At 69.4% G+C, this 12,975-nt stretch carries 9 protein-coding genes; 7 read left to right on the forward strand and 2 right to left on the reverse strand.

Annotation, left to right across the window (positions count from 1 at the left end; translation table 11 throughout):
- Positions 1-17: 17 nt before the first annotated feature.
- Positions 18-1,466, forward strand: coding sequence for an NAD(P)H-quinone dehydrogenase (locus AC3ANJ_RS06535; protein WP_488318774.1), 1,449 nt, complete (start codon positions 18-20; stop codon positions 1,464-1,466).
- 60 nt (positions 1,467-1,526) lie between these two features.
- Here AC3ANJ_RS06535 and AC3ANJ_RS06540 read toward each other — a convergent pair whose 3' ends face one another.
- Positions 1,527-3,290, reverse strand: coding sequence for an acetyl/propionyl/methylcrotonyl-CoA carboxylase subunit alpha (locus AC3ANJ_RS06540; protein ID WP_488318775.1), 1,764 nt, complete (start codon positions 3,288-3,290; stop codon positions 1,527-1,529).
- Positions 3,291-3,382: 92 nt separating this feature from the next.
- Positions 3,383-4,039, reverse strand: a complete 657-nt coding sequence (locus AC3ANJ_RS06545; protein ID WP_488318776.1) for a Maf family protein — start codon at positions 4,037-4,039, stop codon at positions 3,383-3,385.
- Between the two features lie 37 nt (positions 4,040-4,076).
- Here AC3ANJ_RS06545 and AC3ANJ_RS06550 point away from each other — a divergent pair, with 37 nt between their 5' ends.
- The 6 genes from AC3ANJ_RS06550 (at position 4,077) to AC3ANJ_RS06575 (ending at position 12,971) form a co-directional block, all read left to right on the forward strand.
- Complete coding sequence (locus tag AC3ANJ_RS06550) at positions 4,077-5,357, forward strand: class I SAM-dependent RNA methyltransferase (protein ID WP_488318777.1); 1,281 nt, start codon at positions 4,077-4,079, stop codon at positions 5,355-5,357.
- 43 nt (positions 5,358-5,400) lie between these two features.
- Positions 5,401-6,063 (forward strand): response regulator, encoded by a 663-nt coding sequence (locus tag AC3ANJ_RS06555; protein WP_488318778.1) that lies wholly within the window; start codon positions 5,401-5,403, stop codon positions 6,061-6,063.
- Complete coding sequence (locus AC3ANJ_RS06560) at positions 6,053-7,288, forward strand: ATP-binding protein (RefSeq protein WP_488318779.1); 1,236 nt, start codon at positions 6,053-6,055, stop codon at positions 7,286-7,288. The genes AC3ANJ_RS06555 and AC3ANJ_RS06560 overlap by 11 nt, the downstream gene beginning before the upstream one ends.
- On the forward strand, positions 7,285-8,370 hold the full coding sequence (locus AC3ANJ_RS06565; protein ID WP_488318780.1) for a hypothetical protein: 1,086 nt from the start codon (positions 7,285-7,287) through the stop codon (positions 8,368-8,370). Before AC3ANJ_RS06560 ends, AC3ANJ_RS06565 begins: the two co-directional genes overlap by 4 nt.
- A 274-nt stretch (positions 8,371-8,644) precedes the next feature.
- A complete protein-coding gene (locus tag AC3ANJ_RS06570) occupies positions 8,645-9,853 on the forward strand; it encodes an ROK family transcriptional regulator (RefSeq protein WP_488318781.1) in 1,209 nt (402 codons plus the stop codon).
- A 91-nt stretch (positions 9,854-9,944) separates the two neighbouring features.
- The gene (locus tag AC3ANJ_RS06575; RefSeq protein WP_488318782.1) at positions 9,945-12,971 is read left to right on the forward strand and encodes an alpha-mannosidase; all 3,027 of its coding nucleotides are present in this window, start codon (positions 9,945-9,947) and stop codon (positions 12,969-12,971) included.
- Positions 12,972-12,975: the final 4 nt, after the last annotated feature.

A 12,975-nucleotide genomic window follows, 5' to 3' on the forward strand; every position in this document is an offset into this window, starting at 1 on the left:
GCCAGGATTGCGGAAGAATGGAACCCATGTCCTCAACTCCTTTCGAGCGCACTCAGCGTGTCGCCGTCCTCGGTGGCGGTCCCGGCGGATACGAGGCGGCTCTGGCCGCCGCCCAGCTCGGAGCCGAGGTGACCCTGGTCGAGCGCGTCGGAGTCGGCGGATCGGCCGTGCTCACGGACGTCGTGCCGTCGAAGAGCCTGATCGCCACGGCCGATGCCGCCGTCGCGATCTCGGAGGCCAGCGACCTAGGTGTGCAGTTCTTCGCGAAGGGCGAGCACGGCAAGCCGCTCAAGCCCGAGATCGCGATCAACCTCGCCGCCGTCAACAAGCGTCTGATGGCGCTCGCCGCCCAGCAGTCGGAGGACATGCGCTCGTCGCTGCTGGATGCCGGCGTGCGCATCCTGTCCGGCCACGGACGGCTCGAGGGCACGAACGCGATCATCGTCGCCACCGGACCAGACGGTACGGACTTCGACCGCATCGAGGCCGACACGATCATCATCGCCGTCGGAGCCGCTCCGCGGGAGCTGGAATCGGCCAAGCCCGACGGCAAGCGCATCCTCACCTGGACGCAGCTGTACGACATGAAGGCGCTGCCCGATCACCTCATCGTCGTCGGATCGGGTGTGACGGGTGCCGAGTTCGCATCCGCGTACATGAACCTCGGTGCGAAGGTGACGCTCGTCTCCAGCCGCGACCAGGTGCTCCCCGGCGAGGACCAGGACGCCGCGCGCGTGCTCGAGAAAGTCTTCAAGCGCGGCGGCATGCAGGTGCTGTCCAAGGCGCGCGCCGACAAGGTGGAGAAGACGGATGCCGGGGTGCTCGTCACTCTCTCCGACGGTCGCACCGTCGAGGGCAGCCACTGCCTGATGGCCGTCGGCTCGGTTCCGAACACGGCATCGATCGGTTTGCAGGAAGCGGGCGTCGAACTCACCGAGTCCGGTCACATCCGCGTGAACAAGGTGGCGCGCACCTCGGTGCCGAACATCTACGCGGTCGGCGACTGCACGAACTTCTTCCCGCTCGCCTCGGTGGCGTCGATGCAGGGCCGCACGGCGGTCTTCCACGCGCTGGGCGACATCGTCATCCCGCTGGAGAAGGTCAAGATCACCTCGAACATCTTCACCGCACCGGAGATCGCCACGGTCGGCTGGGGCGAGCAGGACGTCGAGGACGGCGTCGCGGACGGCATCGTCTACAAGCTGCCGCTCGCAGCGAACCCCCGCGCCAAGATGATGGGCATCAAGGACGGATTCGTCAAGATCATCGCCCGCAAGGGCTCAGGCACCGTGATCGGAGGAGTCATCGTCGGTCCCAAGGCCTCCGAGCTCATCTACCCGATCGCCGTCGCCGTCGAGCGTCGGCTGACGGTGGATCAGGTGTCGCGGGTGTTCGCGGCCTATCCATCGCTGTCGTCGAGCATCACGGACGCGTCCCGCGCGATGCACCTGGTGAACATCTCGTAGACGCAGGACACGCGAAAGGGCGCCCCACCGCGGTGGGGCGCCCTTTCGCGTAGGCAGGTGTCAGCTGATGGTGAGCAGCTGGTGGCCGGCGGACACGGTGGTCCCGGCATCCGCGCTGATGTTGCCGATCACGCCGTCCTTGTGCGCCTGGAGCGGCTGCTCCATCTTCATCGCCTCGAGCACGACGACCAGATCGCCCTTGACGACCTGCTGGCCGTCCTCGACCGCGATCTTGACGACCGTGGCCTGCATGGGCGACTTCACGGCGTCGCCGGATGCTCCGGCCGAGACTGATGTCGCGTGGCTGCGACGGGACGGCGGCACGGCGGCCGGTCGCCCTGCGGTGCTCGCGGCGACAGCGACGCGGTCTGGCAGGCTCACTTCGAGACGCTTGCCGGCGACTTCGACGACCACGGTGTGGCGCGCGGCTGCGGCCGCAGGGGCTTCCAGCTCTCCATCCCACGCCGGGATGTCGTTGACGAACTCGGTCTCGATCCAGCGCGTGTAGACGCCGAACTCGCCGTTCTCGGCGGTGAAGGCGGGGTCGCGGACGACCTTCCGGTGGAAGGGCAGGACCGTGGGGAGACCGGCGACCTCGAACTCGTCGAGGGCGCGACGTGCGCGCTCCAGCGCCTCGGCGCGGTCCTTGCCGGTGACGATGATCTTGGCCAGCAGGGAGTCGAAGGCGCCGGAGACGGAGTCGCCGGCGGTGACGCCGGAGTCCAGTCGGATGCCTGGACCGCCGAACGTCTTGAAGACGTGGATCGGGCCCGGCTGGGGGAGGAACCCGCGGCCGGGGTCCTCGCCGTTGATGCGGAACTCGATCGAGTGCCCCTGCGGAGTGGGGTCGTCGTAGTCGATGGTGCCGCCCGCCGCGATGCGGAACTGCTCGCGGACGAGGTCGATGCCTGTGACCTCTTCGGAGACGGGATGCTCGACCTGCAGGCGGGTGTTCACCTCGAGGAACGACACCGTGCCGTCTGCGCCGATCAGGAATTCGCAGGTGCCGGCTCCGACGTAGCCGACCTCCTTGAGGATCGCCTTGGATGCCGCGTACAGCTGGCGGTTCTGCTCCTCGGTGAGGAAGGGCGCCGGTGCCTCCTCGACGAGCTTCTGGTGGCGGCGCTGCAGCGAGCAGTCGCGCGTGGAGATGACGACGACGTTGCCCTCGGCATCCGCGAGGCACTGCGTCTCGACGTGGCGGGGCTTGTCGAGGTACTTCTCGACGAAGCACTCTCCGCGACCGAACGCCGTGACGGCCTCGCGCGTCGCGGACTCGAAAAGCTCGGCGACCTCGTCGAACTCGCGGGCGACCTTTAGACCGCGTCCGCCGCCGCCGTAGGCGGCCTTGATGGCGATCGGCAGCCCGTACTCCTGTGCGAATGCGACGACCTCATCGGCACCGGCCACGGGACCGGGGGTGCCAGGGGCGAGCGGAGCGCCCACCTTCTCGGCGACGTGACGTGCCGTCACCTTGTCGCCGAGGGCCTCGATCGCGTCGGGGGACGGTCCGATCCAGATCATCCCCGCACCGATGACGGCGCGGGCGAACTCGGCGTTCTCGGCGAGGAAGCCGTAGCCGGGGTGGACCGCATCGGCGCCGGAGCGGCGGGCGATGGACAGGATCTTCTCGATCTGCAGGTAGGTCTCCGCGCTCGTCGCGCCGCTGAGCGCGTATGCCTCGTCGGCGAGCCTGGTGTGCAGAGCCTCGCGGTCCTGGTCGGCGTAGACGGCGACGGAGGAGATCCCCGAATCGCGAGCGGCGCGGATGATGCGTACAGCGATCTCTCCGCGGTTGGCGATGAGTACCTTCTCGATGGGCATGACTGCCAGCCTAGCGAGAACGAGGGCCTCTGATTTGACGACCCTCCACAAGAAAACGCGCGGATCGTGTCGGTGAGCCTACGAGAGGCGGGTCAGGATGCCGGACGCGACGTCCATAGTTCGGTCCACGTCGCGCCCAGGTCGCCGGCCAGCCGTCGCAGCGTGGACAGCGACATCCCCACCACCGTGGACGGATCGCCGTCGACGCGCGTGATGAACGCCCCGCCGAGGCTGTCGACAGTGAAAGCTCCGGCGACGTGCAGAGGCTCGCCCGAGGCGACGTAGGCGTCGATCTCGGCATCCGAGATGTCCTCGGCGAAAGTGACCGATGCCTCGGCGACGGCCGTCGCCTCGCGCGCCTCGTCGCCCGGCATCACGCGGTGGACCGAGTGCCCCGAGTACAGGATGCCGGTCTCGCCGCGCATCTCCCGCCAGCGACGGGTGGCCTCTGCCGGCGTGTACGGCTTGCCGTAGACGCGGCCGTTCAGCGCGAACATCGAGTCGCCGCCGATCACGAGCCCGTCGAAGTCGGGGTGCTCGGACGCCAGGCGGCTCACGACGTCGGCCGCCTTCGCACGGGCGAGCAGCAGCACGAGCTCGCCGGGCGGCAGCTCCCCGCCGCGGGACTGAGCGGCGGCGGCGGCCACGGCATCCTCGTCGACCTCCGGAGTGATCGCGAGCGGTTCGATGCCGACTTGGCGCAGGAGCATGAGACGTGCGGGAGATGTGGAGGCGAGACAGACGCGCATGCACTCACGCTATCGGGCGACGTGGGATCCTGGGCTTATGACGTCTTCCGCCGAACTGTTCGATCTCGACATCACCGGCATCGCCCACGGCGGCACCTTCGTCGCACGCCACGAGGGTCGGGTGGTGTTCGTCTCGGACGCGATACCCGGCGAACGCGTGCGCGCACGACTGAGCGATGACCCGTCGGATGCGCCGCACGACACGCGGCGGTTCTGGCGCGCCGAGACCGTCGAGGTGCTCGAGGCGTCGCCCCATCGTCGCCCGCACGTCTGGCCGGAGGCCGACGTCTCGCAGGACCCGGCCGCCCGCCCGGGCGGCGCGGACCTCGGGCACATCGAACTCGACCATCAGCGAGCACTCAAGCGCCAGGTGCTGTCCGAGGCGCTCGATCGGTTCGCCGGCGGCGGACTCGAGGCGCCGGAGATCTCGGCACTCGACGACTCGGACGGCACGGCCTGGCGCACTCGCGTGACGCTGCACGTCGATGCGGACGGTGTGGCAGGTCCGTTCGCCGCGCGCAGCCACCGGGTGATCCCGGTCGCCTCCCACCCTCTGGCGCGTCCAGCCGTCGCCGAGGCCGCAGCGAAGATCGGCGTGGCGCGGCCGGGAAGGATCGAGCTCGTCGAGCCGGCCGACGGCGACGTGAGAGTGATCCCGCTCCCGGAGAAGGGCCGTCGCCTGGACCCGGAAGTCCTCGTCGAGCGCGTCGGCGAGCGGTCCTTCGCGGTCGACGCCTCCGGATTCTGGCAGGTCCACCACCGAGCGGCGGCCGCGCTGGATGCGACGGTGCGCGACATGCTCACCGGACGAGTGGACCCCGACCTCACTCACCTCGACCTGTACGGCGGCGTCGGGCTCTTCTCCGCGAGCCTGGCCGATCTCGGCGCCACAGACATCATCACGGTGGAATCGGATCGACGCGCCACGGAGCACGCGGCGCGCAACCTCGCACCGCTCGACATCACCGCCGTCACCGCGCGGGTGGATCGCTTCCTCGGTGCACCGGTCAAGGAGGCGCGGCCGGTCCGCGGCCGTCGGCGTCCTCCCCGACCAGCACCGCAGGCGGTGCTGGATCCGTCGACGCCGATCGGTGCGGTCGTGCTCGATCCGCCGCGCTCCGGTGCGGGGCGCGGCGTCGTGGATGCCGTGGCCGCGCTGTCGCCGGAGGCCGTCGTCTACGTGGCGTGCGACCCCGTCGCACTCGCACGCGACCTCGGCACTTTCCGCGCCCACGGATTCGAGCCCGCCCGGCTGCGCGCGCTCGACCTGTTCCCCCACACGCATCATTTCGAGGTCGTGGCGCTGCTCACGCGGTGATACACGTCGCGTCGGCGGCGTCGGCGATGGCTAGGCTGACGGGATGAGCATGGTGGCACTCATCGACGACCACGAGTCCGTCCGCCTCGGACTCGAGGCCGCCTGCGGCCGCGACGGATCGCAGACGGTGGTGTTCTCGGGCAGCACGGTCGGGTCCTATCTCGAGTGGCGCAGGACGACCGGCGCGCCACCGGCCGACGTCGTGGTGCTGGATCTGACGCTCGGAGACGGCACGACCGTCACCGAGAATGTCTCGGCGCTCGTCGACGACGGCGCCAGCGTGGTCATCCACAGCGTCGCGGATCGGCCCGTCGCCGTGCGCGAGGCGCTCGTCGCCGGAGCGGCAGGGATCATCAGCAAGTCCTCGGCGTTGGACGACGTGCTCGATGCGATCCGCACCGTTGCACGCGGAGAAGCGCTGAACAATGTCGAATGGGCCAGTGCCATCGAAGGCGATCGCGATTTCGCCGACGCGCAGCTCTCGTGGCGCGAGCGCGAAGTGCTTCGGCTGTACGCGACCGGCCTGCCGATGCGGGCGGTCGCAGAGCGGCTGGGCGTCGCCTATTCGACCGCGAAGGAGAACATCAATCGCATCAGGGTGAAGTACGTCGAGGTCGGCCGCCCTGCGCCGACCAAGATCGACCTGCTGCGGCGCGCGATGGAGGACGGCCTCGTCGACCCGGACGGAACGGCGAGTGTCGGCTGACCCGCTGAGCATCCGCCAGGCGTGGACTCGTATTCCGTCGCCCGGCTCCGCGGAGACCGAGTTCGAGCGCTTCACCGGCAAGCGCATGGAGCGCATCCTGCAGACGGTGGTCGCGATCGGCTCCGTGCTGACCGGTGCGCAGGCGCTGCTGGCGGCCGTCTCCGGCATCGAGGTGGTGGACGCCGTGCACATCGCGATGCTCGTCGTGGTCTTCGTGCCTCTGACTGCGATGCTCGCGTGCTGTGTGATCGGGCGCGGCGTGCGCTTGGCATCCACGGCGTTCGCGTTCCTGTACGTCGGTGCGCTGATCGCCTGGCCGCTCGTCGTGGCCAGCTCTGACGACGCGTCGGACCAACAGCCGTGGATCTTCTTCCTCGTCAACGTCGGCGTGGTCGCCGCGATGCTCGCGTTCGCCCTGCGGATGCAATACATCTGGGCGATCGCGGTCCCGCTGATCTACGGTGCGGTGCGGATGATGCAGGGCGAGTTCGAGCGCGACTTCTGGATCACGACCGCCTTCGACGTGTCGTTCACGATCATCCTCGGCCTCGTGCTGGTGTCGCTGGGGTGGATGTTCCGCGCCGTCGCTGCGGGCGTCGACGACGTCCGAGGACGGGCGGTCGCCGATTACGCGCATGCAGCAGCGGCCGCCGCCGCCGAGGAGGAGCGCGTCGCCGTCGCGGCCCTCATGCACGACAGCGTGCTCGCCGCCCTGATCGCGGCCGAGCGCGCCGAGAGCCCGCGCGCGAGGGACCTCGCGGTGGGGATGGCGAGGGAAGCGCTCATGCGACTGGCGAACACCGAAGCCGCGGTGCTGGAGGAGGGCAGCGACGAACCCGTCGGTTCGGCGCAGATCGTCGCCGAACTGCGGCGTGCGCTGTCCGAGGCCGGCGCGGATGCCGTGGTGGAGGAGCGCGGCGGAGTCGGGCTGATCCCCGGCAGAGCTGCCCGCGCGCTGGTGCTGGCGGCGCGCCAGGCGATCGGGAACTCGGTCGCCCATGCCAGGGGGCGCGGTCTGCACATCGTCGCCGTCGCGCACGGCGACGAGGGCATCACGGTGACGGTCAGCGACACGGGTCCCGGTTTCGACCTGGATGCCGTCGACGAGGATCGTCTCGGAATCCGCGCCTCGATCATGGCGCGCATGGCGGCCGTGGCCGGCACCGCGCGGATCGAATCCGACGGATCCGGCACGGTCGTCGAGCTCTCGTGGGAGCGCGAATGAGACTCACCGTCCGTACGGTCGCGACCGCGCTCGCTCTCGGCTTCGCCGTCTACTTCGTCGCCAGGGCGCTGTGGTGGATCCAGATGCCAGCTCTGCCGCTGCTCATGCTCGTCGCCATCGCGTTGTACGTCGCGGTCGTCGTCATCGCCGTTCTGGCTGATGCGACCCGCCGGGTGAGGATGCCGCTGTGGGCGGGCATCCTGGCGATGATCGCGGCCTACGCGATCCCGGGAATGGTCAGTTTCGCGCTGGATCCGCAGCACCGCGCGGCGCCCTTCGCGACCACCTACATCGGCGCACTGGGCCTGCTCGCCGTCGTGTGCGTCGTGCGGCGCCGTTTCGTGATCGGCTGGATCGTGCTCGGCGAGCTCGCGATCGCGTCGTCGTCCTTCCTCGGCGTGCTGGTCGCGCTCGAGCTCGGACTCGTCGGCTCGATCATGTGGGTCGTGGTGGCCCAACTGCTCGTGCTGTTCTGGGATCGCGCGATCGCCGACACCGAGCGGCTCGCCGGCATCCAGCGCGCCGTATCGGCCTGGCACGCGACGCAGCAGGTGCGCCAGCGCGAGCGGCGGTTGCGCACGCAGTACGCGCTGGCCGTCGCAGGTCCTGTGCTCTCGCGCACCGTCGCTGCGCACGGCATGCTCACGGACGAGGAACGGCTGAGCGCGCGGTTGGCCGAGGGGCGTCTGCGCGACGAACTGCGGGGGGCGAGTCTGCTCAACGATGCGGTCAGGACCGCGATCGAAGCAGCGCGTCGTCGCGGCATCGCGGTGACCGTGTTCGACGAGGGCGGGTTCGACGGCGTCGACGAGCAGCGTCGTGGCGAGATCCGCGACGAGCTCGCCACGGTGCTGACCGGCGTGGAGGAAGGCAGAGTCATCATCCGGGCGGCGCACGATCCGAACGTCGCCGTCACGGTCGTCGGACGCGCTGCCGGTGGGAACTCCTCGGACGAGGACTCGGTATCGCTGTGGCATGAGATCCCGCGTATCGCCGCGACACCCGGCGCAGCCGAGCCATCCGGTGCGCGTGACTCATCCCCGGCCGGGGGAGGAGAAGCCGGGGGTGAGGGGCCTCGGTGAGAGAAGGGCGAGGGGCGGCGAATACGCCCGCCCCTCGCCAGTTGCGGCACAGTTACCCGAAAACTGTCCGCTGTAGGCCGGTCCGCGTCTGCCTACCCTGGGGCAGAGAGACCAACCGAACGCGTAGCGTCGGTAACAGTCTGACGCCTCGTCCCGCATCTGTCTGTAGGCCATTTGGGGGACACGATTTCCGACGGCGTCCTGCCGGATTCGACGCCGGATGCGTGATGATGGAGCGATGAGCGTGCTGCGGCGAGGAACGAACCTGCCGAGGATGGGCGATTTCAATCAGTCCGTCATCCTCGAAGCGATCCGTCGCTCGGGCGACGGCTTCAGCCGCATCGAACTCGTCGATGCCACAGGGCTCTCGGCGCAGACCGTCACGAACATCACGCGACGGCTGCTGAGCGAGGGGCTCATCGAAGAGGCCGGCCGCACGATCAACGGGCCGGGGAAGCCGCGGACGACCCTGAGACTGATTCCACGCAGCCGGCTGTCGCTCGGCGTGCACCTGGATCCGGCGCTGACGACCGTCGTACTGCTGGATCTCAGCGGGGCGGTGATCGCGCGCAGTGTGCGGCGGACTCCGGCGAACGACCCGATGCAGGTGATTCGCGCGATGGTCGACGCGATCGAGGATCTCATCGAGCGCTCGGGTGTCGACCGGGAGACGATCGCGGGTGTCGGCGTCGCGGCCCCAGGGCCGTTGGATGCCGAAAGAGGCACCGTGATCGATCCGCCGAAGCTGCATCAGTGGCACCGTGTGCCGCTGCGCACCGCGCTCGCCGATGCGGTCGGGCTGCCGGTGGTACTGGAGAAGGACACTACCGCCGCCGCGTTCGCGGAGATCTGGACCGGCGAGGATCCGCCCGATGTGTCTCTGCTGTTCGTGTACCTCGGCACCGGTATCGGCGCGGCCCTCGTGCTGGACGGCGATGTGGTCCGCGGGCGCTCTCGCAACGTGGGCGAGGTCGGGCATGTCATCGTCGACCCGGATGGTCCCGTGTGCGGCTGCGGTCGGCGCGGCTGCGTCGAGGTGGTCTGCACGCCTCAGGCGATCGTCGAGCAGGCGGAGCGCACCGGTGTGCTCGCCGACGATCGCGTCGGCAGCGACGCGGAGTCGGTCGACGAGCGACTGGCGCAGCTGTGCACGCGGGCGCAGCAGGGGGATGCCGGTGCGCTCGCTGTCCTCGTGCGCGCCGCCGAGAATCTCTCCGTACTGATCTCGACGCTGACGAACATGCTCGATGTGGATCGGGTCGTGCTGGGCGGGCCGTTCTGGGCCCGGTTGTCGCGGGTCTACCTGCGCGAGTTGCCGAAACTGCTCGAGCGTCAGAGCGCAACGGGAGCGGTGCGGAATCTGCCGGTCGCCGGGTCGGTCGTGGGCGACGACGTCGGCGCGGTCGGAGCCGCGTGCGTGATCCTCGCCGACGTCCTGTCTCCACGCGCCTCTTCGCTGCTCCTGGAGGGCGGGCGGCCCTGACCGGATGTCCTCAGGACTCTTGACACGGTTATTCCAGTCGATTTAATATTTGGCGCATCCCCGGTCCCCTCGCCATCGGAGCACGCCCTCCATGCACGACAACTCCGCTCTCATCGAAGCGCGCATCCGCCGCTTCCTGCACGAGCGCCTGCGCCCGGCCGTCTATCGTCGCCGGGTGCCGCTGACGCTCGAGAGCTGGGAGGCTCCCGGTGAGCCCGTGCCGTTCGCAGAGGCCGTCGGTCAGTCGTACCGTCCGTTCGCGGTCGGGATGCCGTGGGGTCGCCCGTGGGGAACGATGTGGCTGCGTGCGACGGGCGTGGCGCCAGAGGCGCAGGAGGGAGAGCGTGCCGAGCTCGTGTTCGATCTTGGCTTCAGCGCCGCGCAGCCGGGGTTTCAAGCCGAGGGAACGGCGTACCGCCCTGACGGCTCGATCATCAAGGCGGTCGAGCCGCGCAACGCGCACGTCCCGCTCGAGGCCGCGCCGGGCGAGGCGATCGAGCTCTTCCTCGAGGCCGCCGCGAACCCGGACGTCGGGGGCGGTTTCGTGCACTTCCAGCCGACTCGTCTCGGGGAATGGGACACCGCGGGCGATGAGCCGCACTATGTGATGCGTCAGGCTGACATCGGGCTGCTGGACGAGATGGTCTGGGAGCTGCTGCAGGATGCCGAGGTTCTGCTCTCCCTGTGGGAGCAGCTGCCCGATTCACCGCGCCGGTCAGGTGTCCTGCGTGCTCTGGAGCGGATGGTCGACGCCGTCGATCCGGAGGACGTCGCCGGCACGGCAGCGGACGGACGAAGTGTGCTCTCCGAGGCGCTCCGCCTGCCGGCATCCGCATCGGCGCACCGGCTGCACGCGGTGGGCCACGCGCACATCGACTCGGCATGGCTGTGGCCGGTGCGGGAGACGCAGCGCAAGGTGGCGCGCACGTTCTCGAACGTGCTGTCACTGCAGGAGCACGATGACGAGTTCGTCTTCGCGGCATCCTCGGCGCAGCAGTACGCCTGGATGAAGAGATTCCAGCCGGAGCTGTACGAACGGATGCGGGAGGCGATCTCGCAGGGCCGCTTCGTCCCGGCGGGCGGCATGTGGGTGGAGTCGGACACCAACCTTCCGGGCGGCGAAGCGCTGGCGCGTCAGTTCGTCCGAGGCAAGCGGTTCTTCCTCGAGGAATTCGGCGTCGAACCGCTGGATGTCTGGCTACCCGATTCGTTCGGCTACTCTGCGGCGCTGCCGCAGATCGCGAAGGCGGCCGGTTCCCGCTGGATGCTGACGCAGAAGCTGTCGTGGAACGAGACGAACACGATGCCGCACCACACGTTCTTGTGGGAAGGGGTGGACGGGACCCGCATCTTCACGCATTTCCCGCCGGTCGACACCTACAGCGCGATGCTCTCCGGTGCGGAGCTGGCGCGCGCCGAGCGGCAGTTCGCCGACAAGGGCGCGGCGAACACGTCTCTGGTGCCGTTCGGCTACGGAGACGGCGGTGGCGGGCCGAACCGGGAGATGCTCGCGGCGGCGAAGCGGCTGCGCTCGCTGGAGGGGTCGCCGACGGTGACGCTGTCGAGTCCGGCGCGGTTCTTCGAGGCGGCGGAGGCCGAGTACGAGAATCCGCCGGTATGGACGGGGGAGATGTACCTCGAGTTCCACCGCGGCACCTATACGTCGCAGGCACGGACCAAGTGGGGGAATCGGCGCAGCGAGCACGCGCTGCGCGAGGCCGAGCTGTGGGCCGCGGCGGCTGCGCTGCGCGGAGCCGAGTACCCCTATGACGAACTGGATGCGGCGTGGGAGACCGTGCTGCTGCAGCAGTTCCATGACATCCTTCCCGGGAGCTCGATCGGCTGGGTGCATCGGGAGGCAGAACGTCGCTACGCCGAGGTGCTCGCCTCGACGGAGCGCATCATCGCGCAGGCACTGGGGGTGGTCGCCGGTGAGGGGACGACCTCGCTTGTCGCGAACGCGGGGCCTTATCCACGGGAGGGAGCGGCGGCGTCGGGGGTCGCTGCCGCAGTCACGGGTGAATCGGCACCCGCATCGGTCGTGCGCACGGCGAGCGGATTCGAGTTGTCGAACGAGCATCTGAGTGTGCTCGTCGACGAGTCGGGTCTGCTGACGTCACTCGTCGTGCGTGCGACCGGACGTGAAGCGATCGCACCGGGGGAGCGGGGGAACCTCCTCCGGGTGCATCGCGACACGCCGACGCAGTGGGATGCGTGGGACATCGACGAGCATTACCGCCGTCACGGGGCCGACGTGATGGACGTGGTGTCGATCGATGTCGTCCCGCATCCCGCTGCCGCCATCGTCTGCGTGATCCGCCGATGGGGGGCATCGCGGATCACGCAGACCCTCACGCTCGCCGCTGGGGCGCGAGCGCTCGACATCGAGACGGTGGTGGACTGGCACGAGCGGCAGAAGCTGCTCAAGCTGTCCTTCCCGCTCGATGTGCACGCGGATCGCGCCACGAGTGAGATCCAGTTCGGCCACGTACATCGTCCGACGCACGTGAACACGTCGTGGGATGCCGCGCGGTTCGAGACGGTCGCGCACCGCTGGGTGCACGTGGGGGAGCCCGGTTTCGGTGTCGCGATCGCGAACGATGCGACGTACGGTCACGACATCACACGCGCACCGCGGGAGGGCGGTGGCGCGACGACGTCCGTACGGCTGTCGCTGCTTCGCGCGCCGCTGTTTCCCGACCCGGAGGCGGATCAGGGCGAGCACACGTTCCGTGTCAGCATCCGGCCGGGAGCCGATATCGCGGATGCCGTGCGGGAGGGGTATCGGCTGAACCTGCCGCTGCGGGAGCTGACCGGCGCAGGTCCGGTCGATCCGCTGGTCACGGCGTCGTCGGATGCCGTGGTGGTGGAGTCGGTCAAGCTCGCGGAGGACCGCAGCGGCGACGTGGTGGTGCGGTTGTACGAGGCGCACGGAGGGCGTGCCACCGCGACATTGTCGACCGCGTTCGGATTCGCTTCGGTGAGCGAGACGGACCTGCTCGAACGGGAGCTGCCGGTGGCCGCCGTGCGCGGCTCGACGTCCGATGCCGTCGCGCTCGAGCTGCGGGCGTTCCAACTGGTGACCCTGCGCTTCCGCGCGCCGCACCTCGCTCGTTGAACGA

It is taken from the genome of Microbacterium sp. STRO-1N (genome assembly GCF_057748015.1).